This window comes from Enterobacter huaxiensis (genome assembly GCF_003594935.2).
In the GTDB taxonomy this organism is placed as follows: domain Bacteria; phylum Pseudomonadota; class Gammaproteobacteria; order Enterobacterales; family Enterobacteriaceae; genus Enterobacter; species Enterobacter huaxiensis.
On the sequence record NZ_CP043342.1, the window covers coordinates 3,136,167 to 3,158,562 of the forward strand.

General features: G+C 53.6%; 18 protein-coding genes. 4 read left to right on the forward strand and 14 right to left on the reverse strand.

What is annotated here, in order from left to right:
* Window positions 1-25: 25 nt before the first annotated feature.
* From kdsB to D5067_RS15105, 12 genes are all read right to left on the reverse strand, one after another.
* Window positions 26-772, reverse strand: coding sequence for a 3-deoxy-manno-octulosonate cytidylyltransferase (gene kdsB, locus D5067_RS15050; RefSeq protein WP_119934847.1), 747 nt, complete (start codon window positions 770-772; stop codon window positions 26-28).
* The gene (ycaR, locus tag D5067_RS15055) at window positions 769-951 is read right to left on the reverse strand and encodes a protein YcaR (RefSeq protein WP_119934848.1); all 183 of its coding nucleotides are present in this window, start codon (window positions 949-951) and stop codon (window positions 769-771) included. The genes kdsB and ycaR overlap by 4 nt, the downstream gene beginning before the upstream one ends.
* 45 nt (window positions 952-996) lie before the next feature.
* Window positions 997-2,226 carry a winged helix-turn-helix domain-containing protein gene (locus D5067_RS15060; RefSeq protein ID WP_119934849.1) on the reverse strand — a complete coding sequence of 410 codons (1,230 nt, stop codon included), beginning with the start codon at window positions 2,224-2,226 and terminating at the stop codon, window positions 997-999.
* Between the two features lie 44 nt (window positions 2,227-2,270).
* Window positions 2,271-3,248, reverse strand: a complete 978-nt coding sequence (gene lpxK / locus D5067_RS15065) for a tetraacyldisaccharide 4'-kinase (RefSeq protein WP_119934850.1) — start codon at window positions 3,246-3,248, stop codon at window positions 2,271-2,273.
* Window positions 3,245-4,996 carry a lipid A ABC transporter ATP-binding protein/permease MsbA gene (gene msbA / locus D5067_RS15070; RefSeq protein ID WP_119934851.1) on the reverse strand — a complete coding sequence of 584 codons (1,752 nt, stop codon included), beginning with the start codon at window positions 4,994-4,996 and terminating at the stop codon, window positions 3,245-3,247. Before msbA ends, lpxK begins: the two co-directional genes overlap by 4 nt.
* A 36-nt stretch (window positions 4,997-5,032) precedes the next feature.
* A complete protein-coding gene (locus D5067_RS15075; RefSeq protein ID WP_119934852.1) occupies window positions 5,033-7,297 on the reverse strand; it encodes a ComEC family protein in 2,265 nt (754 codons plus the stop codon).
* Between the two features lie 212 nt (window positions 7,298-7,509).
* On the reverse strand, window positions 7,510-7,797 hold the full coding sequence (ihfB, locus tag D5067_RS15080) for an integration host factor subunit beta (protein WP_014069584.1): 288 nt from the start codon (window positions 7,795-7,797) through the stop codon (window positions 7,510-7,512).
* Window positions 7,798-7,967: 170 nt separating this feature from the next.
* Window positions 7,968-9,641 carry a 30S ribosomal protein S1 gene (gene rpsA, locus D5067_RS15085; RefSeq protein ID WP_010429251.1) on the reverse strand — a complete coding sequence of 558 codons (1,674 nt, stop codon included), beginning with the start codon at window positions 9,639-9,641 and terminating at the stop codon, window positions 7,968-7,970.
* 110 nt (window positions 9,642-9,751) lie between these two features.
* Complete coding sequence (gene cmk, locus D5067_RS15090) at window positions 9,752-10,435, reverse strand: (d)CMP kinase (RefSeq protein ID WP_119934853.1); 684 nt, start codon at window positions 10,433-10,435, stop codon at window positions 9,752-9,754.
* 185 nt (window positions 10,436-10,620) lie between these two features.
* Window positions 10,621-11,904 (reverse strand): 3-phosphoshikimate 1-carboxyvinyltransferase, encoded by a 1,284-nt coding sequence (aroA, locus tag D5067_RS15095; protein WP_119934854.1) that lies wholly within the window; start codon window positions 11,902-11,904, stop codon window positions 10,621-10,623.
* Window positions 11,905-11,975: 71 nt separating this feature from the next.
* Window positions 11,976-13,064 (reverse strand): 3-phosphoserine/phosphohydroxythreonine transaminase, encoded by a 1,089-nt coding sequence (gene serC / locus D5067_RS15100; protein ID WP_119934855.1) that lies wholly within the window; start codon window positions 13,062-13,064, stop codon window positions 11,976-11,978.
* A 162-nt stretch (window positions 13,065-13,226) separates the two neighbouring features.
* A complete protein-coding gene (locus D5067_RS15105) occupies window positions 13,227-13,919 on the reverse strand; it encodes a DUF421 domain-containing protein (RefSeq protein WP_119934856.1) in 693 nt (230 codons plus the stop codon).
* Between the two features lie 127 nt (window positions 13,920-14,046).
* Here D5067_RS15105 and ycaO point away from each other — a divergent pair, with 127 nt between their 5' ends.
* The 4 genes from ycaO (at window position 14,047) to pflA (ending at window position 20,349) form a co-directional block, all read left to right on the forward strand.
* Window positions 14,047-15,807 (forward strand): 30S ribosomal protein S12 methylthiotransferase accessory factor YcaO, encoded by a 1,761-nt coding sequence (gene ycaO, locus D5067_RS15110; RefSeq protein WP_119934857.1) that lies wholly within the window; start codon window positions 14,047-14,049, stop codon window positions 15,805-15,807.
* Window positions 15,808-16,213: 406 nt separating this feature from the next.
* On the forward strand, window positions 16,214-17,071 hold the full coding sequence (gene focA, locus D5067_RS15115; protein ID WP_119934858.1) for a formate transporter FocA: 858 nt from the start codon (window positions 16,214-16,216) through the stop codon (window positions 17,069-17,071).
* A 51-nt stretch (window positions 17,072-17,122) separates the two neighbouring features.
* Complete coding sequence (gene pflB / locus D5067_RS15120) at window positions 17,123-19,405, forward strand: formate C-acetyltransferase (protein ID WP_119934859.1); 2,283 nt, start codon at window positions 17,123-17,125, stop codon at window positions 19,403-19,405.
* Window positions 19,406-19,608: 203 nt separating this feature from the next.
* A complete protein-coding gene (gene pflA / locus D5067_RS15125; protein WP_119934860.1) occupies window positions 19,609-20,349 on the forward strand; it encodes a pyruvate formate lyase 1-activating protein in 741 nt (246 codons plus the stop codon).
* 36 nt (window positions 20,350-20,385) lie between these two features.
* On the opposite strand, the gene D5067_RS15130 is transcribed toward pflA, so the two are convergent.
* A complete protein-coding gene (locus D5067_RS15130; protein ID WP_119934861.1) occupies window positions 20,386-20,865 on the reverse strand; it encodes an anti-virulence regulator CigR family protein in 480 nt (159 codons plus the stop codon).
* 123 nt (window positions 20,866-20,988) lie between these two features.
* Window positions 20,989-22,137 (reverse strand): MFS transporter, encoded by a 1,149-nt coding sequence (locus D5067_RS15135; protein ID WP_119934862.1) that lies wholly within the window; start codon window positions 22,135-22,137, stop codon window positions 20,989-20,991.
* Window positions 22,138-22,396: the final 259 nt, after the last annotated feature.

Here is a 22,396-nt window from a genome sequence, read left to right on the forward strand (position 1 = left end):
CCCGAGCGGGGGGATGACGGGAAAATTAGCGCATCTCGGCGCGGACGCGCTCAAGATCTTCTGGCGTATCGACGCCCGTTCCAGGCACTTCCTCAGCGACCGCAACGTGGATCTTTTCACCGTACCAGAGCACGCGAAGCTGCTCGAGCATCTCGATGTGTTCCAGCGGGCTGGGCGCCCAGGTCACGTAGCGGCGAATAAAGCCCGCACGGTAGCCGTAGATCCCCAGATGACGCAGGAAGGTATCGCCAATCGCCTCTTTTGACGCGGCAAAGCGATCGCGGTCCCATGGGATCGTGGCTCGGGAGAAATAAAGCGCATAGCCCTCTGCGTCCAGCACTACTTTCACCGCATTCGGGTTGAAAGCCTCTTCAGCATGGTGAATGGGCACAGCCAGCGTGGCCATACCGACCGTGCGCTGAGCCAGGTTGTCGGCTACCTGACGGATAATGACTGCCGGGATCATGGGCTCGTCACCCTGCACGTTAACAATGACCGTGTCGTCACTGAAGCCGCATTTTTCAACCACTTCAGCCAGACGTTCAGTACCCGACTGATGATCGGCACGCGTCATACAGACTTCACCGCCCGCCGCCTCAACCGCGCGAGCAACATCCGGATGATCGGTGGCAACGATCACGCGTTCAGCCCCGGATTCACGCGCGCGCTCCAGAACGTGCACGATCATCGGCTTGCCGTTGATATCCACCAGCGGTTTACCCGGCAGGCGCGTTGAGGCATAGCGAGCCGGAATAATGACAACAAAACTCATAATTTGCTCTCTTCCGCCACCAGGGATCGGGCTTCATTTTCCAGCAGAACCGGAATGCCGTCACGCAGGGGGAAAGCCAGGCTGTCCGGCTTACAAATCAGCTCTTGTTTATCCTGGCTGTAGTAGAGTTTTCCGTTGCACACCGGGCAGGCAATAATTTCAAGTAAACGGTGATCCATAGTTCCTCCGTATGGGTAATCGCTCAAGCTTATCACATTCCTTTTTCAGGATGTGCCTATTTCCCAGCCGCTTCGACAGGCGCTGAATAACCCTTCCGCAATATGCACAAGCGCCACCTCACGCGCGCCTTGCCAGGCCGCAAAGTCGCTGATGGCGGCCGTTAACCCTTTCTCCAGCGTCGCTGTCACTTTCACCCCGTCCTCAAGATAAAGCGCAATGATTTCAAGGATCCAGGTTTTGCGGTGCATTTTTGCATCCATGCGCCCAACCAGCTGCCCTTTGTGAAGCAAAGGCAAAACAAAGTAGCCATACTGACGCTTCGGGGCGGGGGTATAACACTCCAGCCGATAGCTGAAATCAAAGAGCTGCTCGGCCCGCTTTCTGTCCCAAACTACCGGGTCAAACGGTGAGAGCACCGCGCTGTGGGTGGCCTGCAGCTTCCCCTCTTCGGCCTGGGGCAACAGGGGCAGTAATGTATTGTGTAACCACATTTCACCCAGTTTCTCGACGCATACGGGCGTGACGATCCGTTCGTGTTGCCATCTTTCCAGCACTGGCTTCAGCATGGGCTGACGCAGACGATAGTAGTCCGCCAGCCACTGCGGACGAAAAATCCCCAAACTGCGTGCGCTGTTCTCCAACATTACCGTTTCGGCCGCCTCCTGGGTGAGCAGGTCACGCTGGTCATCCCAGTGCGGCATCACGCGGTGCGTCAGATCGTAGACGCGCTGAAAGTTACGGCGCTCCACCACCATTACTTTGCCGGAGGTAAACAGCCCCTCAAGATGACGCTTGTGCGGTTTCCACTCCCACCAGCCGCTCGCCCCCTTTCGCGGATGTTCAAAGTCAGCCGAACGCACCGGGCCGTTTTCATGAATATGCGCGATAAGCCGCTCAATTTCAGCGGCGTGTTCGTTCATCCATTCCTGACGATATTTCCAGCCCATTTTGTCCGGAGAGAGCATACGGTGACGAACCAGCGCGAAATCACTGCGCGGCAGAAAACAGGCTTCATGTGCCCAGTACTCCATCAGCTCGCCCTGGCTGAGTGCATTATCGAGCCACTGCGGCTGATAATTCCCGAGCCGGCTAAACAGCACCAGGTAAGGGCTACGCGCCACAATGTTGATCGTATCGATTTGCAGCAACGACATGCGTTGCACGGTAGAGAGGATATCGGCAGGTTGAGCGCGACGACGGGGCTTTTTCAATAACCCCTGTGCCGCAAGATGCAGATTGCGTGCGGCTGAAAGCGAGAGTTGCGGTAAAGACATGCGTTTTCCTGTGAGTCAAATCGCCGCCGGAACCGCGTATGCTGTTAATGCGCCAGCGCGATCAGTTCCTTGAGCAAATATTCCGGCTGCTCACCGCTGAGTTCAGCGTCAACCGGCAGGTACCACCAGTTTTCTTTCGCAAAGGCGCGGCATTTTACCGCATCTTTTTCCGTCATGATTAAGGTCTGCCCCGGCTCGGCCAGCGCATCAACCTGCTCCGCAGTTAACGCCTGGTGATCGGCAAGCGGGACACGTTTTTCAAGACGCGCACCGCACTGCTCAAGCGTCGCGAAAAAGCGCGGCGGATGGCCAATACCCGCCATCGCCACCAGCGCAGGCAGTTCAGCTACGGCCATACGCTCTCCGGTTAATAAATTAACCGCCTTGCCCGGATGGAGTTGCATAGGGATTTCTCCCTGCAGTGCGACGCCACCGTTAACAATGACGGCGTCAACGCTCCTCAGGCGAGAGGCCCGCTCGCGCATTGGCCCGGCGGGCAACCACCAGCCGTTGCCAAAACGACGCACGCCGTCAATGACCACAATCTCTTTGTCACGCGCCAGGGCGTAATGTTGCAGACCATCGTCGGTGATGATGATTTGCACCTCATTCTCAGCAAGAAGTGCCTTCACGGCATCACTGCGCACGGGAGAGACAGCAACCGGCGCGCCGGTTCGCTGATAAATTAATACCGGCTCATCGCCGGCTTCGGCCGTTGTCGTTTCAGGCGTCAGCAGGAGAGGATACTGCGCCGCTTTGCCACCGTAACCGCGCGATACGACACCGGGCCGAATACCGCGCTTCTGTAATTGTTCCACCAGCCAGATCACCACCGGCGTTTTGCCGTTACCGCCCGCGGTCAGGTTCCCTACTACCACAACAGGAACCGGCGCACGCCAGGCGCGCTTCACGCCCAGACGGTAAAGTAAGCGAATCACGCCGCTCGCCAGGCCATAAAGCCAGGAGAGCGGCAAAAGCAGACGCCACAGAGGGGATTCACCCGACCAGATGCGTGCAATCATTGTTGGCCGAACTGCATCTTGTGAAGCTGTGCGTACACGCCACGATGTGCCAGCAGGTCAGCGTGGCTGCCGCGCTCAACGATGATGCCGTCTTCAACCACGACGATTTCGTCAGCCTGTTCGATAGTCGACAGACGGTGTGCAATCACCAGCGACGTACGGTTCTTTTGCAGCTCATCCAGCGCGGACTGGATCGCACGTTCAGATTCGGTATCCAGCGCGGACGTTGCTTCATCAAGGATCAGGATTGGGCTATCGCGCAGCAGCGCTCGGGCAATGGCGATGCGCTGACGCTGGCCGCCAGAGAGCAGGACTCCGTTTTCACCAATGACCGTGTCCAGGCCATTATCCATCTTATTGATAAAGTCCATGGCGTAGGCCATACGTGCCGCATTCTCAATCTGCTCGCGGCTGTACTCTTCGGTACGCGCATACGCAATGTTGTTCGCTACCGTATCGTTAAACAGGTGCACGTTTTGCGATACCAGTGCAACCTGGTTACGCAGCGACTGAAGGGTATAGTCCCGCAGGTCGTGGCCGTCTAACAGGATTTCGCCTTCATCGATGTCGTAGAAGCGCGTAATCAGGCTGGCGATAGTTGATTTACCTGAACCGGAACGGCCGACCAGCGCAACCGTTTTACCTGCCGGGATATCCAGGCTGATATTACGCAGCGCTGGCGCTTCACGACCAGGATAGGTAAAGGTCACGTTGCGGAATTCAAGGTCTCCCCTGGCACGCTCAATCACGCGCTTGCCTTCATCTTTTTCCTGTTCGGAATCCAGGATGCTGAACAAGGTCTGACAGGCTGCCATCCCGCGCTGGAACTGCGCGTTAACGTTTGTCAGGGATTTAAGCGGGCGCATCAGCGCAATCATGGATGAGAAGACCACGGTGATCGTACCCGCCGTCAGGGTTTCCATGACGCTTGGGAAGCTCGCGGCATAAAGAACGAATGCCAGTGCCAGAGAGGCAATCAGCTGGATGATCGGATCGGAGATGGACGAGGCCGAAACCATTTTCATCCCCTGCAGGCGCATCTTGTTGCTGACCTTGTCAAAGCGTTTGGTTTCAACGCCCTGACCACCAAAAATCAGCACTTCTTTATGGCCTTTCAGCATCTGCTCGGCGCTGGTTGTCACCTGCCCCATCGTATTCTGCATATTCTTACTGATATTACGGAAACGCTTGGACACCACACGAATAGCGATGGAAACAATCGGTGCCAGAACGATCAGGATGATCGACAGCTGCCAGCTGTAATAGAACATCATGATAAACAGGCCAATGATCGATGCACCTTCTCGCACAACGGTAATCAGCGCGCTGGAAGACGATGAGGCCACCTGCTCAGAATCATACGTAATGCGTGACAGCAGCGTACCGGTAGACTGCTTGTCGAAAAACGCGACTGGCATGCCCATCATATGGCCGAACAGACGACGGCGCATGGTCATAACCACTTTCCCGGATACCCAGGAGATGCAGTAGCTGGAAATATAGCTGGTGATACCGCGTAAGATCATCAGTCCGATAACCACCAGAGGCATCCATAGCAACACTGAGCGATCCGTTTTACCAAAACCGTCGTCCAGTAACGGTTTGAGGAGCGATAACATAAAAGTATCGCTGGCTGCGTTGAGGATTAACGCTACGCCCGCCACGATCAAGCCTGTTTTGAAAGGTGCAATCATCGGCCAGAGTCGGCGGAACGTTTGCCACGTGGAGAGATCTTTGTCGTTATGCATTCATAAAACCAGCATTTGTTGAAATAGCCGCATATTCTACCCGTTATCTACGGGCGCGCCAAACCACTGATGATACCAGCGTGGTAAATAGTGATCGCGTAAGCGGCGAATTTGCCTGTTATGTTGCGAAAACGTCACCGAAATTTGTCCAGAATGAGGCGTATCAAGCCAGGTATACCCCTCCCTCTGGTATCGTCGGACGACTTTCGCAGACGGAAACCGCCACGCGTTATAGCGGGCCGCCGAGGCCAGCGCTATTTCCCCTTCTGCACGCTGCACCAGCGGCAGAGACGAAGAGGTGTTGCTGCCGTGGTGCGGCACCTGAATCAGTGTAGACCGAAGATAGCGCCAGCGATGGCTAAGCATTGCCTGTTCCGCCTGAGCTTCGATATCGCCCGTCAGCAAAACGCTCTGCTCGCCATCATCGATTTTAACCACGCACGAGCGGTTATTGCCTTTGGCGATGTCTTCTTCACGCGGCCAGTGCACGGCAAAGGTTAACCCCTGCCATTGCCATTTTTGTCCGCGAAAACAGGGGAGATGTCCGGCCCAGCGCAGCGGGCTTCTTACCCACATTTCTGGCCACGCTTTTTGCAGCGATGGCAGGCCGCCCGCGTGATCGAGGTGTTCGTGGCTCACTATCACCCCTTCCGGCCTCAGATGATGCCAGCGCAGCCAGGGAACGATCAGCTGTTGCGCGCTATCCCCACCCGGCCAGGCAAGCCCGGTGTCGTATAAAACCGCTTTTCCCTGACGCTCAATCACCATTGCCAGCCCCTGCCCGACGTCCAGCATATGCAGCGTCCAGCCGTCCGTTTTCACCGTCCTCCATAGAGGAAATGTCAGCATGATACTCAGGGTCAGGCAAACGGCAGGCAGGACCTTCCACGCCCGGAAACGCCAGCCAATAATGGCAAGCCACGGCAGCAGCGTCATATATTGCCACCGCTCGTCCACATTCTGCCAACCGTCCGGCAGGCGTGCCAGCAGCAAGAACAGCCCTGCCAGAGACTTATCTGCCGCAAACCAGAGGGCGTGCTCCAGCGTGTGCAGAGGGAAAAGGTGTAAAAACATACCGAGCAGTATCAACGGAACGGAAATAAACGTCACCAGAGGCACGGCGAACAGATTTGCCACCAGTGAGGAGAGCGTAAAGCCATGGAAAATCAGAACCTGTAACGGTAGCAACAGAAGCAGCATTCCCACCTGCAAATAGAAAAGATTAGCCAGTGGGCGCCACTTGCGCACCCAGTGCCAGTGCGGGAGAGGTAGCCATTGGTACCAGAAGATTAATGCAGCAACCGCAAACGCCGACAAGGCGAGGCTTTGCGACAGCGCGGCCATGGGGTCGAGAACCAGGATTGCAGCCACGCAGGTCGTCCACATTTGCCAGGGTGACCATTGACGGCCGCTTATCCGCAACGCGGCCACCACCGCCAGCGAGATGATAGTGCGCAATGCCGGCGGCTGTAGCCCCGTTAGCCACGCGTAAAATGCTGCAGACAGAAGGCCTGCCAGCAAGGGGGTTTGCCAGCGGATCCAGCGGCACGGCAAGAAAAACTGGAACCCTCTCATCAGTAACCAAACCACGGAGGCCGCCAGCGCGATGTGCAAACCTGAAATCGCCATCAGGTGTAACGTGCCGGTTTCTCGCATCAGGTCTTTTATTTCCCGCGAAACATTCAGGCGCTCCCCCATTCCCAGCCCGAGCATCACGGGTGCCCACTGAAATGAAGAGAGCGAAGCCTGCAGTGACGACAGGTACTGCGAGCGAAGGCTGCAGCGGCCATCGATGACCTCAGCCTGCGTAAATCGCCCGGTCAGCGTTTGATGCCGGGCAAACGCATTTTGCTGGGTATCATACCCACCGTCGTTTAACTCACCGTGTACGGCCCTGAGGCGCAGCGTCATGGCCCAGCGCTGGCCCGCGCAGACCTTTTGCGGCAGGTAGTTGCCGTACAGCGTTATGCCCGTTGCGGCATGCCATCGCTTTCCGTTAAGCCTGACAATGTTTACCTGGTGCACCGTTGCCCCGTCGGTAGCGCCGATCGTGACTTCAGCCTGCTGCGGCCCGGTCGTCAGGTGATTCATCGGCCACACGCTCTCCTGCGCCGCCAGTATGCCCCAGCAAAAAAAGAGCAAAGCAATGCCGGTAAACATTCCCCATTTTTTCTGCTGCAGGGCGAATGCTGTCCCGACGATAATCATCGTCCAGACGCTCTGCATCCCCGGCAGCACGGGTAACCAGTAAAGCGGAATAATGGCCAGAATGGCGCAAACGCTGATGACGGGTATTCCCATTTTTACCTCCCTGTTCAGGGCAGTATGCAGGGAGCGCTTTCCAGCGTCAGGCAAGAAAAACGTGTGTTACGGCGGGCGCTGCAAGGTTTTTATGGGTTTGCAGTAAAAGCAAAGAGGAAGTGCGGCACGCGTTCAGAAGTGCGGGCGAGGCATACAAAAAAAGCACCCAAAGGTGCTTTCTTTTAAACCCAGTTTAACCCTGATGGCTAAACTCAGTTACCGTAAATATTGGCGCGATCGCGCAGTTCTTTACCCGGCTTAAAGTGTGGAACGTACTTACCTTCCAGCTCGACTTTGTCGCCAGTCTTCGGGTTACGCCCGGTACGTGGAGCACGATAGTGCAAAGAAAAACTACCGAAACCGCGGATTTCAATGCGCTCGCCCTGGGCAAGAGTGGTGGCCATATGCTCCAGCATCTCTTTAACAGCATCTTCCACAGCCTTAGCCGGGACATGCGGTTGCTGACTGGCAAGTCTTTCAATCAATTCTGACTTGGTCATGATTCCTCCGGTTCCTTTCAAACCAATTAGCTGAACAGCTCATTAAACAAGGGCGGCCGTAGCCGCCCTTTGTTATTGATTACAGGACGAATCCTGCAATCTGTCAAGTCTGCTCCTCATCCTTCTCGCTGTAAATGCGTTACAGCTCAAATGATGGTGAGAACTTGATATTACTCGCCTTTAGCTGCTTTGAAAGCTTCAGCCATTGCGTTGTTAGAGAAGTTTGCATCTTCCTGTTTGTTAACAGTTGCGATTGCATCTTTCTCATCAGCTTCGTCTTTAGCACGAACAGACAGGCTGATTGCACGGTTCTTACGGTCAACACCGGTGAACTTAGCTTCAACGTCGTCGCCAACGCTCAGAACCAGAGTTGCATCTTCAACGCGGTCACGTGAAGCTTCGGAAGCGCGCAGGTAACCTTCAACGCCGTCAGCCAGTTCTACGGTTGCGCCTTTAGCGTCAACTGCAGTCACTTTACCGTTTACGATTGCGCCTTTCTTGTTCAGTGCAACCCAGTTGTTGAACGGATCTTCTGCGAGCTGTTTAACGCCCAGGGAGATACGCTCACGCTCTGCGTCAACCTGCAGAACAACTGCAGCGATTTCGTCGCCTTTTTTGTATTCACGTACTGCTTCTTCGCCTGCAACGTTCCAGGAGATGTCAGACAGGTGAACCAGGCCATCGATGCCGCCGTCCAGGCCGATGAAGATACCGAAGTCAGTGATAGACTTGATTTTACCTTCAACACGGTCGCCCTTGTTGTGGGTTTCCGCGAACTGCTGCCATGGGTTGTTTTTGCACTGCTTCAGGCCCAGGGAGATACGACGACGTTCTTCGTCGATATCCAGAACCATCACTTCCACTACATCACCAACGTTAACAACTTTGGATGGGTGGATGTTTTTGTTGGTCCAGTCCATTTCGGAAACGTGCACCAGGCCTTCAACGCCTTCTTCGATTTCAACGAAGCAGCCGTAGTCAGTCAGGTTGGTAACGCGACCAGTCAGTTTAGTACCTTCTGGGTAACGCTTAGCGATAGCTACCCATGGATCTTCGCCCAGCTGTTTCAGGCCGAGGGATACACGAGTACGTTCGCGGTCGAACTTCAGCACTTTAACAGTGATTTCGTCGCCAACGTTCACGATTTCGCTTGGGTGCTTAACGCGTTTCCACGCCATGTCGGTGATGTGCAGCAGGCCATCAACGCCGCCCAGGTCAACGAATGCGCCGTAGTCAGTGAGGTTCTTAACGATACCTTTGACTTCCATGCCTTCCTGCAGGTTTTCCAGCAGCTGATCGCGTTCTGCGCTGTTTTCGGATTCGATAACGGCACGACGGGATACAACAACGTTGTTACGCTTCTGGTCCAGCTTGATTACTTTGAACTCAAGCTCTTTGCCTTCAAGGTGCAGGGTGTCACGGACTGGACGAACGTCTACCAGTGAACCTGGCAGGAACGCACGAATACCATTCAGCTCAACAGTGAAGCCGCCTTTAACTTTGCCGTTGATAACACCGACTACAGTTTCAGCTTCTTCGTAAGCTTTTTCCAGCGTGATCCAAGCTTCGTGACGCTTAGCTTTCTCACGGGACAGCAGGGTTTCACCGAAGCCGTCTTCCACTGCATCCAGAGCAACGTCAACTTCGTCACCAACCTGGATTTCCAGCTCGCCCTGGGCGTTTTTGAACTGCTCTGCCGGAATGGCGGACTCAGATTTCAGACCGGCGTCAACCAGTACTACGTCTTTGTCGATAGCAACAACAACACCACGAACGATGGAACCCGGACGGGTTTCGATTGTTTTTAAGGATTCTTCAAATAGTTGAGCAAAAGATTCAGTCATGTTTAATCTTCAGGTTAATATAACGTCCACCTGGCTCCGTGCCGGATGGGGTTGTTTCACATACCCGCCGTCAATCCATTGCAGCGGGGGTACTACTAAATCGGTCGCGATTACGCGAGTGCCAGTTTCTGGCGCGCATATTGTAGCGCTTTTTCAATCACTTGCTCAATAGTTAAACTGGTCGAATCCAGAACTAATGCATCTTCTGCAGGAACAAGTGGTGCGACGGCGCGGTTACGATCGCGGTCATCGCGCTCTTTTATCTCGGATAAAAGGCGATCAAAGTTAACACTAAACCCCTTTTCCTGCAACTGAAGCATGCGGCGTTGAGCACGTTCTTCCGAAGAGGCGTCAAGGAAAATTTTCACAGGTGCATCAGGGAATACCACCGTGCCCATATCACGGCCGTCAGCGATCAGGCCAGGTGCTTCCCGGAACCCACGCTGGCGGCGTAACAACGCTTCACGAACGCGCGGGAATGCCGCTACCTGAGAGGCTGCGTTAGCCACGTCCTGCGTGCGGATCTCGCCGCTCACGTCTTCCCCTTCCAGGATCACTTCAAGGTTGCCGTCAGTGGAGACGAAACGCACATCCAGATGCGCAGCCAGCGGTACCAGCGCCTCTTCAGACGCCACATCCACATGGTGGTGCAGCGCAGCCAGAGCCAGAACGCGATAGATTGCTCCCGAGTCTAAAAGATGCCATTGCAATGCTTCTGCCATCGCTTTACACAGGGTACCTTTCCCTGCGCCACTAGGCCCATCAATGGTGATTACCGGGGCAACTGCCGTCATCTTTTTCTCCTTAATTAAGGCATACCGTTAACATGAACGCCGCGCATTATACGCATCAACGTACGCAACTGTTACCTTTGCGTGCAAATTACGAAATGATTGAAGCAGAGTGTAGAAGAAATGGGCGGGAATGATCGTCAGGAAGCGTAAGGAAATGCCGCACCCGATGATGCGGCATGATGTTATCAGGCCGGCGTGCTAATGCGCGCCAGCTGCTCGAAGTAGTCCGGGAAGGTTTTCGCCGTACATTTCGGGTCAAGAATGGTTACAGGCGTATCCGACAGCGCCACCAGCGAGAAGCACATTGCCATACGGTGATCGTTGTAGGTTCCGATTTCCGCAAACTGCAGTTTTGCCGGCGGAGTCACGCGAATATAATCTTCGCCCTCTTCTACCTCTGCACCCACTTTGCGCAGCTCGGTCGCCATTGCGAACAGACGGTCCGTCTCTTTCACGCGCCAGTTGTAGATATTACGCAGCGTGGTGGTGCCTTTAGCAAACAGCGCCGCCGTGGCGATGGTCATCGCCGCATCCGGGATATGGTTCATGTCCATATCAATGGCATTCAGCTCACCGTGCGTACAGGAGATGAAGTCATCGCCCCAGGTCACAACCGCGCCCATTTTTTCCAGCACGTCCGCAAAACGGATGTCGCCCTGCACGCTGTTACGGCCAATACCGGTCACTTTTACCGTGCCGCCTTTAATCGCCCCTGCGGCCAGAAAGTAGGATGCGGATGACGCATCACCTTCAACCAGGTAGCTGCCCGGAGACTGGTACTGCTGCGCCCCGCGCACCACGAAGCGCTGATAAGACTGGTTTTCCACCTCAACGCCGAAGGTTTTCATCAGGTGCAGCGTGATATCAATGTACGGTTTGGAAACCAGATCGCCCTTGATGCTGATAACCGTATCCTGCGGTGCCAGCGGTGCGGTCATCAGCAGTGCGGTCAGGAACTGACTGGAGACGCTGCCGTCAACCTCAACGCTGCCGCCGGTAAAGCCGCCGCGCAGACGCAGCGGCGGATAGTTTTCCTGCTCCAGATAGTCAATCTGCGCGCCGCCCTGACGAAGGGCGTCCACCAGATGACCAATCGGGCGCTCTTTCATACGCGGTTCGCCGGTCAGCACGATGTTATTGCTTCCCAGGCACAGGGCCGCCGCCAGCGGACGCATCGCGGTACCCGCGTTGCCCAGGAACAGCTCAAGCGCTTCTGCGCACTGTAATGCACCGCCGTTGCCGATCACTTCACAACGGGTACGGTCAGCAGACAGCGTGTAGTGAACTCCCAACGCTTTCAGCGCATTGAGCATATGGCGAACGTCATCGCTGTCCAGCAGGTTTGTGAGGACGGTGGTGCCGTTTGCCAGAGCTGCCAGCAGCAGAGCGCGGTTCGAGACACTTTTTGAACCAGGCAGATTAATGGTGCCATCTACCCGCGCGATAGGTTGTAACGTCAGGGATTCCATGAAAACTAAACTCTCAACTCAACATAATAAAAACCCCGCAGCAGCGGCTGCGGGGGTGAAAAACAGCGCGATTAACCGTGGCGACGTTCGAAGTCGATCATGAAATCGGTCAACATCTTAACGCCTTCAAGCGGCATGGCGTTATAGATGGAAGCACGCATGCCCCCCACCACGCGGTGGCCTTTCAGCGCGTGCAGGCCAGCGGCGAACGACGCTTCCAGGAAGACTTTATCCAGGCTGCTGTCTGCCAGCTGGAACGGCACGTTCATGCGCGAACGGTTAGCTTTCGCTACGTCGTTGCGGTAGAAATCACTCTTATCAATTACGCCGTACAGCAGGTCCGCTTTTTGCTGATTGACCTTGTCCATCTGCGCCACACCGCCGTTTTGTTTCAGCCACTTGAACACCAGGCCGGAAAGATACCAGGCAAACGTCGGCGGGGTGTTAAACATAGAGTCGTTATCGTTAAGTACCGTGTAATCAAGGATTGACGGGCAAGACTTATGGGCTTTACCCAACAGATCTTCGCGCACAATGACGATAGTCAGGCCAGCCGGGCCGATATTTTTCTGCGCACCGGCGTAGATTACGCCGTAACGGCTGACGTCCAGCGGCGTGGACAGAATGGTAGACGAGAGATCCGCCGTCACAACGACGTTCTCGCCAAAACCTGGCTCTTCGTGAATGGCGATACCGTCGATAGTTTCGTTCGGGCAGTAGTGGAGATACGCGGCGTTATCAGAAAGCTGCCACTCGCTCATCGGCTTCACGGCACGCAGACCGTCAACGGTCACTTTGGCGTCGATAACGTTTGGTGAGCAATATTTATGTGCTTCTTTAACCGCGCTGGCAGCCCAGTAGCCCGCATCAACGTAGTCAGCGGTGGTTTTATCACCGAGCAGGTTCAACGGGATACCGGCGAACTGACCGCGCCCCCCGCCGTGGCAGAACAATACTTTGTAGTTCGAGGGAATGTTCAGCAGATCGCGAAAATCCTTTTCTGCCTCTTCCGCCACCTGAATAAATTCTTTACCACGGTGGCTGATTTCCATCACCGACGTACCCAGACCGTTCCAGTCACACAGCTCCTGCTGAGCCTGTTTGAGTACATCTGCCGGTAACATTGCCGGACCTGAACTGAAATTAAAGACTTGAGCCATTTCCCCTCACCACGCTAAAAGCCATAAGTTATAACTGTGGATATCGGTTTTATCATTCAGTGACACGCGCCGCAATGTCTAAAACTTATGGCCGGCAAAATGTGTCCGTCGTCACACAAAACAATCTGCCATCTCGCTGTCTCAAAACCGACAAAATGGCTGTCAGGTAATACGTTTGGCCCGGCTTACCTTCGTCCATTCTGGATTCTTACAGCGAGGGCATAATTGATGATCGCCCGCATGCATCCCCACGACATGGCTGCATTTTATACAGGCATACTCCCCGGTTTCCGGTACGACCCGAAACCGCTCAATCAACATATCCGGCAGGATACACAGTCCTGGCTTAACATCGTCGTCAGCGTAGTAATAGACGCTGATTTGCCCATTGGTTTCCATAATCGCCAGCCGCACCTGCCCCAGCTGTTCCACGCTGCTCAGGCGCAGCTCCATAAAGAACTCAAACTCGGTCATGTTGGCACTTTTTACATTCTGCCAGGCAAGCTGTCCGTCCTCCACGATCACCACCGGCTTCCCTTCAAGAAGATCTTCCAGTTTTTCGCTTTTCGACATTAGCCACATCACCAGCCGGTACAGCAATGCCAGTGAGACAAAAACGATAAACACCGGCACCATCGGCACATCATCGTAAAACGCAACGTCCCCCGCCGCCGACCCCAGCGTCAGGATGATCAACACTTCGAAAAGCGACATCTGCCGAACGCCACGGCGCCCGGTAATTTTGAGGAAAAGGAAGACCAAAACGAAGGTATACAGGCTACGCAACGCCACTTCGCCTAAAAATTCAGGGGGGACTTTATCAAACGCCATCCGTTGGAGATCAAATGCTTTCATTTTTCTATGCCTTAACAGTCAGTTACTGCCACTAAGCATAGCCCAGCCATTTATTTTCGCCGAAGATAGCACCCGTCACGCAAAACCCGTATCATTGCGCGCTTTACGTACGATAAAAGTGAACGCCATGACACAAACGTTTATCCCCGGCAAAGACGCCGCTCTGGAAGATTCCATCGCTCGCTTCCAGCAGAAACTGACCGACCTGGGCTTTAATATCGAAGAAGCCTCCTGGCTGAACCCGGTGCCTCACGTCTGGTCCGTGCATATTCGCGATAAAGACTGTGCGCTTTGCTTTACCAACGGTAAAGGCGCAACCAAAAAAGCGGCACTGGCCTCTGCGCTGGGTGAGTACTTTGAACGTCTGTCGACCAACTATTTCTTCGCCGACTTCTGGCTGGGTGAAACCATTGCTAATGGCCCATTCGTTCACTATCCGAATGAGAAATGGTTCCCGCTGACCGAAGACGACGAACTGCCGGAAGGCATTCTGGATCCGCGCCTGCGTGCGTTCTACGATCCGGAAAATGAACTGACCGCCAGCATGCTGATCGACCTGCAGTCTGGCAACGAAGACCGCGGGATCTGCGCCCTGCCGTTTACCCGTCAGTCCGATGAGCAGACCGTTTATATTCCGATGAACATCGTCGGTAACCTGTATGTGTCAAACGGTATGTCTGCTGGCAACACCCGCAACGAAGCGCGCGTGCAGGGTCTGTCTGAAGTATTCGAACGCCACATTAAAAACCGCATCATTGCCGAGTCTATCAGCCTGCCTGAAATTCCGGCCGACGTGCTGGCGCGCTACCCGGGCGTAGTGGAATCCATTGCTAAACTGGAAGCAGAAGGTTTCCCTATCTTCGCTTATGACGGCTCTCTGGGCGGTAAGTATCCGGTTATTTGCGTGGTGCTCTTCAACCCGGCTAACGGAACCTGCTTCGCCTCCTTTGGCGCGCATCCTGACTTCGGCGTGGCGCTGGAGCGTACCGTCACCGAGCTGCTGCAAGGCCGTAGCCTGAAAGATCTGGACGTGTTTACCCCACCAACGTTTGATGACGAAGAAGTGGCTGAACACACCAACCTCGAAACACATTTCATCGATTCCAGCGGTTCCATCTCCTGGGATATGTTCAAGCAGGATGCGGACTATCCGTTCGTGGACTGGAGCTTCTCAGGCACCACTGAAGAAGAGTTCGCCACGCTGATGGCTATCTTCAAAGCGGAAGATCGCGAAGTCTATATTGCTGACTATGAGCACCTGAGCGTCTACGCATGCCGCATTATCGTTCCTGGCATGTCCGACATCTATCCGGCAGAAGATCTGTGGCTGGCGAACAACAGCATGGGTGCACATCTGCGTGAAACCCTGCTGGCTCTGCCGGGCAGCGAGTGGGAGAAAGAAGATTATCTTAACCTGATCGCCCAGCTGGACGAAGAAGGCCACGATGATTTCACCCGCGTACGTGAACTGCTTGGCCTGGCGACAGGTAAAGACAACGGCTGGTACACCCTGCGTATTGGTGAGCTGAAAGCGATGCTGGCCCTCGCGGGTGGCGATCTCGATCAGGCTCTGGCCTGGACGGAGTGGACCATGGAGTTCAACCAGTCCGTCTTCTCCGCCGAGCGCACCAACTATTACCGCTGCCTGCAAACCCTGCTGCTGCTCGCGCAGGAAGACGAACGCGAACCGCTTCAGTACCTGAATGCGTTTGTACGCATGTATGGCGCCGACGCCGTAGAAGCAGCCAGCGCGGCACTGAGCGGTGAAGAGCCGTTCTATGGCCTGCAGGCTGTTGATAGCGATCTGAAGGCCTTCCCGGCACATCAGTCGCTGCTGAATGCGTATGAAAAATTGCAGAAGGCCAAAGCGGCTTACTGGTCAAAATAACCGCATATAACATTATCAGCTGTAGGCGTATTCAATCACCTGAGCTATATTACGGGGCAATTTTATTGCCCCTTTTTTTATTTTTTTCGGCAATAACGCTCGATTGTAATAATTAAGTTAAATACGGGTAAATATAAAAATACTTACCTGCGCTTTAGTGTTACTTATTATGGTAAATACTCCATTTTAATTAACTGTTTTAAAGGAGGCCCTAAGAAATAATTCAACTCTTTTAATAACTTTTAAAATTTATTTTTATACGGATAATCAAATACTTACTCCGCAATCGCTGTAAAACCATACATGTTGCGGGCCTATAAGCCAGGCGAGATATGATCTACATCAATTTCTCTTCTATAATGCTTTGTTAGTATCTCGTCGCCGACTTAATAAAGAGAGAGTTAGTGTGAAAGCTGACAACCCTTTTGATCTATTACTCCCCGCTGCGATGGCTAAAGTTGCCGAAGAAGCAGGTGTCTACAAAGCAACGAAACACCCGATGACGACGTTCTTTCTGGCCATCACGGCTGGGGTGTTCATCTCCATCGCTTTCGTCTTCTACATCACTGCCACGACAGGCACTGCCGGGATGCCTTTCGGCATCGCGAAACTGATTGGCGGCGTTTGCTTCTCACTGGGTCTGATTCTTTGCGTCATTTGCGGCGCCGACCTCTTCACGTCAACAGTGTTGATTGTTGTGGCGAAAGCCAGCGGGAGAATTACCTGGGGCCAACTGGCACGCAACTGGCTTAACGTCTATGTTGGTAACCTGATTGGCTGTCTGCTCTTTGTTTTGTTAATGTGGCTCTCTGGCGAGTATATGACCGCCAACGGCGGATGGGGGCTTAACGTCCTGCAAACCGCTGACCACAAAATGCACCATACATTTATCGAAGCCGTTGCTCTTGGCATCCTCGCGAACCTGATGGTCTGCCTGGCGGTCTGGATGAGCTACTCTGGTCGTAGCCTGATGGACAAAGCCATGATTATGGTTCTGCCGGTTGCGATGTTTGTGGCCAGCGGCTTCGAGCACAGTATCGCGAATATGTTTATGATCCCGATGGGGATTGTTATCCGCAACTTTGCGAGCCCGGAGTTCTGGACTGCGGTTGGTTCAACCCCGGAAAGTTTCTCTCACCTGACTATCATGAATTTCATTACTGATAACCTGATCCCCGTCACTATCGGGAACATTATCGGTGGGGGTCTGTTAGTTGGGTTGACATACTGGGTCATTTACCTGCGTGGCGACAACCATCATTAATGGTCGTCTCAGGCAGTAAATAAAAAATCCACTTAAGAAGGTAGGTGTTACATGTCCGAGCTTAATGAAAAGTTAGCCACAGCCTGGGAAGGTTTTACGAAAGGTGACTGGCAGAATGAAGTAAACGTACGTGACTTCATTCAGAAAAACTATACCCCGTATGAAGGTGACGAATCCTTCCTGGCTGGCGCAACTGACGCGACCACCAAGCTGTGGGACAACGTAATGGAAGGCGTTAAACTGGAAAACCGCACTCACGCGCCAGTTGATTTTGACACCTCCGTTGCGTCCACTATCACTTCTCATGATGCTGGCTACATCAACAAAGCCCTTGAGAAAATCGTTGGTCTGCAGACTGAAGCACCACTGAAACGTGCAATCATCCCGTTCGGTGGCATCAAAATGGTAGAAGGCTCCTGCAAAGCGTATAACCGCGAGCTGGACCCAATGCTGAAAAAAATCTTCACCGAATACCGCAAAACCCACAACCAGGGCGTATTCGATGTTTACACCAAAGACATTCTGAACTGCCGTAAGTCTGGCGTTCTCACCGGTCTGCCAGATGCGTATGGCCGTGGCCGTATCATCGGTGACTACCGTCGTGTTGCACTGTACGGTATCGACTACCTGCTGAAAGACAAATACGCACAGTTCGTTTCCCTGCAGTCTGACCTGGAAAACGGCGTAAACCTGGAAGCTACCATCCGTCTGCGTGAAGAGATTGCTGAACAGCACCGTGCGCTGGGTCAGATCAAAGAGATGGCTGCTAAATATGGCTGCGATATCTCTGGTCCTGCGACCAACGCTCAGGAAGCTATCCAGTGGACCTACTTCGGCTACCTGGCCGCTGTTAAGTCTCAGAATGGTGCAGCAATGTCCTTCGGTCGCGTATCCACCTTCCTGGATGCGTACATTGAACGTGACATCAAAGCAGGCAAAATCACCGAGCAAGACGCTCAGGAAATGATTGACCACCTGGTCATGAAGCTGCGTATGGTTCGCTTCCTGCGTACGCCTGAGTATGATGAACTGTTCTCTGGTGACCCAATCTGGGCAACTGAATCTATCGGTGGTATGGGCGTTGATGGCCGTACTCTGGTAACCAAAAACAGCTTCCGCTTCCTGAACACCCTGTACACCATGGGTCCTTCTCCGGAGCCGAACATCACCGTTCTGTGGTCAGAAAAACTGCCTCTGAACTTCAAGAAATTCGCCGCTAAAGTGTCCATCGATACCTCTTCTCTGCAGTATGAGAACGATGACCTGATGCGTCCGGACTTCAACAACGACGACTACGCTATCGCATGCTGCGTAAGCCCAATGATCGTTGGTAAACAAATGCAGTTCTTCGGTGCGCGTGCAAACCTGGCGAAAACCATGCTGTACGCAATCAACGGCGGCGTTGATGAAAAACTGAAAATGCAGGTTGGTCCTAAATCTGAGCCGATCAAAGGCGACGTTCTGAACTTCGACGAAGTCATGGACCGCATGGATCACTTCATGGACTGGCTGGCTAAACAGTACGTGACTGCACTGAACGTTATCCACTACATGCATGACAAGTACAGCTACGAAGCTTCTCTGATGGCGCTGCACGACCGTGACGTGGTTCGCACCATGGCATGTGGTATCGCAGGTCTGTCCGTTGCTGCTGACTCCCTGTCTGCCATCAAATATGCGAAAGTTAAACCTATTCGTGACGAAGACGGCCTGGCTGTAGACTTCGAAATCGAAGGTGAATATCCGCAGTTTGGTAACAACGACTCTCGCGTTGATGACATGGCGGTTGACCTGGTAGAACGTTTCATGAAGAAAATTCAGAAACTCACTACCTACCGTAACGCTATCCCGACTCAGTCTGTTCTGACCATCACCTCTAACGTTGTGTATGGTAAGAAAACCGGTAACACCCCAGACGGTCGTCGTGCTGGCGCGCCATTCGGCCCAGGTGCTAACCCAATGCACGGTCGTGACCAGAAAGGTGCTGTAGCCTCTCTGACCTCCGTTGCTAAACTGCCGTTTGCTTACGCTAAAGATGGTATCTCTTACACCTTCTCTATCGTGCCAAACGCGCTGGGTAAAGACGACGAAGTGCGTAAAACTAACCTCGCGGGTCTGATGGATGGTTACTTCCACCACGAAGCGTCCATCGAAGGTGGTCAGCACCTGAACGTGAACGTTATGAACCGTGAAATGCTGCTTGATGCGATGGAACATCCTGAGAAATATCCTCAGCTGACCATCCGCGTATCTGGCTACGCAGTACGCTTTAACTCCCTGACTAAAGAACAGCAGCAGGACGTTATCACCCGTACTTTCACTCAGTCCATCTAACTGGAATTGACTGAAATCACGCGTTAAAAAGCGTACAATAAAGGCTCCACGCAAGTGGGGCCTTTTTAACACCCTCGCCTTATCAGTCTCTTTTGTCCGCTATCTATACTTAATGGATAACAGCCAAAACAGACTCGACATAGCCTTTGAGCTGTGCACCATCACAGGCCCCCGGATGGGCCAAATTCGGAGATATCACCGCAATGTCAATTATTGGTCGCATTCACTCCTTTGAATCCTGTGGCACCGTCGATGGCCCGGGGATCCGTTTTATTACCTTCTTCCAGGGCTGCCTGATGCGCTGCCTGTACTGCCACAACCGTGACACATGGGATACCCACGGCGGTAAAGAAGTGGCCGTTGAAGACCTCATGAAAGAGGTGGTGACCTATCGCCACTTTATGAACGCATCCGGCGGTGGCGTAACCGCGTCAGGCGGTGAGGCCATTCTTCAGGCTGAGTTTGTGCGCGACTGGTTCCGCGCCTGCCGCAAGGAAGGTATTCATACCTGTCTCGACACCAACGGCTTTGTGCGTCGCTACGATCCGGTCATCGACGAACTGCTTGAGGTAACCGACCTGGTGATGCTCGATCTCAAACAGATGAACGATGAGATCCACCAGAATCTGGTCGGTGTTTCCAACCACCGTACGCTGGAATTTGCCAAATACATTGCCGACAAAGGCATCAAAACCTGGATCCGCTATGTGGTTGTGCCGGGCTGGTCTGATGACGACGACTCCGCACACCGTCTTGGCGAATTTACCCGAGACATGGGCAACGTCGAGAAAATTGAGCTTCTGCCCTACCACGAGCTGGGTAAGCATAAATGGGTGGCGATGGGCGAAGAGTACAAGCTTGATGGCGTGAAGCCGCCGAAGAAAGAGACGATGGAGCGCGTAAAAGGCATTCTCGAACAGTACGGCCACAAGGTCATGTATTAATAAAAAGCCCGGTGATGACACCGGGCTTTTTTTATTCTATTTGAAAACGCCGTTAATAATGGTGGTGACTATCGCAGTGCTAAGCGCAATTAAGACCAGATCGTCGCCGACGACCCGCCATTCATAGCCGGGGTAGGAAGGTAGCTGGCCTAACATGGATGCCGGTACGGTTTTTTTGGCAATGCCCGGAGGGAGCGGTTTACCGCGAGCGAGGTTTTTTGCAATGCCCGGCGGCAGTGAGTTATATCCCGTTAACCCGTAATTTAACGCCAGGTGGCGGGCGTGGTCAAAACTCACGCGCGCATCAACGTCATCCTTCACGCTTTTATGCGGTTTACCGGGGCTGGAATTCCCATTGTTTTGCTTATTACCGTGGTTGCCGGAATTTCCGTTCCCATGGCTGCCGTTATTGCCCTGTCCGCCACCGTTACCTGGGTTAGCCATGGCCGGCGCGGTTGCAAACGTTAAAGACAACACTACTGCCAGCGCGGTAGTGGGAAAACGACGTAATAACATGATGGCTGCCTTTTGATGATAGAACTCAATTGAATTATCACCTTGGGCAATAAACAAACAATAAGTAAAACTCTTAGATGTGATAGGGACAAAAAAGCCTGTCATCGACAGGCTCTTATTTAATTAGGCGTGAGCCACAGGCGTAGGGTGTTCCCCTGCTTTGCGCAGCAGCATCAACAGATAAATAAACGACACGCTGGCGATCATAATAAACAGCAGGTTGTCGGAATAGTTCTGCATTAACACGGAGGTAAACGTCGGCCCCAGCAGGCTGCCGATGGTATAACTCAGCAGCAGCGCCTGGTTCATCGCCACCAGCTGATGGTGCTCCACTTTCTCACAGGCCCAGGCCATGGCAACGGGATAGAGCGTAAAGCCCGCCGCACCCAGAATAAACAGGGCTGGTGCCATGGCGGCATTGCTGAGCATCGCAAGACACCCCATGATGACCACGAAAACCTGAACGCGCAGCACCAGCAGGCGACCAAAACGATCCGCCAGGCGGCCAATCGGCCACTGACCAACGATCCCGGCGCTAACCATCACCGCCATCCAGAAGCCAATCCCGGAATCGCTCACGCCCTGATGGTTCAGGTAGAGCGGCATCAGGCCATACAGCGAGCCCAGCACAATGCCGGAAATGATGCAGCCATTCACCCCCAGCCGCGCCTGACGCAGCCTCAGCATCGGCCAGACGTGCGTCGCTTCCTGATGTTCACTGTTTTGATTCACGATGCGCGTAAAGAGCAGCGGCAGAATTGCGGCCAGTACCATCCCCGTTACCCACGGCAGCACGCTCATCAGGTCGGTCGGAAGTTTACTGACCATCAGCTGCCCAAGCACGGTACCGACGTAATAAACCATCATATACGCGGCCAGCAGGCGTCCACGGTTTCGCGAGGTGCCGCTGCACATCAGGGCGCTTTCGACCACCACCCAGATCATCGCGCAGCCTATGCCCGCAATAAAGCGCCAGACCATCCAGCTCCAGAAACCGACCATCAGGCCAAGTCCTGCACACCCAACGGCAAAAATAAGCGACGCCAGATAATAGCTACGGTTAAAGCCAAAGCGTTTAATAAGGCTGCCCGTTAATAATGTGCCCAGAAGGTTGCCCGTAAAAAAGGATGAGCTAACCATACCCACCTGCCAGGTCGGTAAGTTTTCATGGGCGAGCCACAGCGGAACGAGCGTGTTTAACACGGCGATCGCCAGGGTCAGCAGAAGCAGGCCACAGAGCAACAGGAGCACTGGCCGGGTATAGGTGGTCATGGATTAAAAACCGTGAGGAAGTTCAGATTTCGTGCGCATCATGCCACTGGCAAAAACAAAGTCAATCCACCGATTCAGGCAACGCGCACAATAGGACCCTTATCGATTTAAAAAACTCATCCTGCTAATGCAATGCCTGCTATCGATAATAATCATGTGATTGTTTTTATTTATTAATGCTTAAAATCAAAGCCAGACGACAGTCGAAAAATTTCATGATTCAAAAATGAAAAGCCGGGCGCTAAGGCCCGGCTTTATA

Coding starts and splice junctions, on each gene's coding strand:
- D5067_RS15105 (WP_119934856.1), bottom strand. CDS start 13,919: ATGAAAGCATTTGATCTCCAACGGATGGCGTTTGATAAAGTCCCCCCT.
- kdsB (WP_119934847.1), bottom strand. CDS start 772: ATGAGTTTTGTTGTCATTATTCCGGCTCGCTATGCCTCAACGCGCCTG.
- cmk (WP_119934853.1), bottom strand. CDS start 10,435: ATGACGGCAGTTGCCCCGGTAATCACCATTGATGGGCCTAGTGGCGCA.
- D5067_RS15135 (WP_119934862.1), bottom strand. CDS start 22,137: ATGACCACCTATACCCGGCCAGTGCTCCTGTTGCTCTGTGGCCTGCTT.
- msbA (WP_119934851.1), bottom strand. CDS start 4,996: ATGCATAACGACAAAGATCTCTCCACGTGGCAAACGTTCCGCCGACTC.
- pflA (WP_119934860.1), top strand. CDS start 19,609: ATGTCAATTATTGGTCGCATTCACTCCTTTGAATCCTGTGGCACCGTC.
- lpxK (WP_119934850.1), bottom strand. CDS start 3,248: ATGATTGCACGCATCTGGTCGGGTGAATCCCCTCTGTGGCGTCTGCTT.
- ycaR (WP_119934848.1), bottom strand. CDS start 951: ATGGATCACCGTTTACTTGAAATTATTGCCTGCCCGGTGTGCAACGGA.
- D5067_RS15075 (WP_119934852.1), bottom strand. CDS start 7,297: ATGGGAATACCCGTCATCAGCGTTTGCGCCATTCTGGCCATTATTCCG.
- D5067_RS15130 (WP_119934861.1), bottom strand. CDS start 20,865: ATGTTATTACGTCGTTTTCCCACTACCGCGCTGGCAGTAGTGTTGTCT.
- rpsA (WP_010429251.1), bottom strand. CDS start 9,641: ATGACTGAATCTTTTGCTCAACTATTTGAAGAATCCTTAAAAACAATC.
- ihfB (WP_014069584.1), bottom strand. CDS start 7,797: ATGACCAAGTCAGAATTGATTGAAAGACTTGCCAGTCAGCAACCGCAT.
- D5067_RS15060 (WP_119934849.1), bottom strand. CDS start 2,226: ATGTCTTTACCGCAACTCTCGCTTTCAGCCGCACGCAATCTGCATCTT.
- pflB (WP_119934859.1), top strand. CDS start 17,123: ATGTCCGAGCTTAATGAAAAGTTAGCCACAGCCTGGGAAGGTTTTACG.
- ycaO (WP_119934857.1), top strand. CDS start 14,047: ATGACACAAACGTTTATCCCCGGCAAAGACGCCGCTCTGGAAGATTCC.
- aroA (WP_119934854.1), bottom strand. CDS start 11,904: ATGGAATCCCTGACGTTACAACCTATCGCGCGGGTAGATGGCACCATT.
- serC (WP_119934855.1), bottom strand. CDS start 13,064: ATGGCTCAAGTCTTTAATTTCAGTTCAGGTCCGGCAATGTTACCGGCA.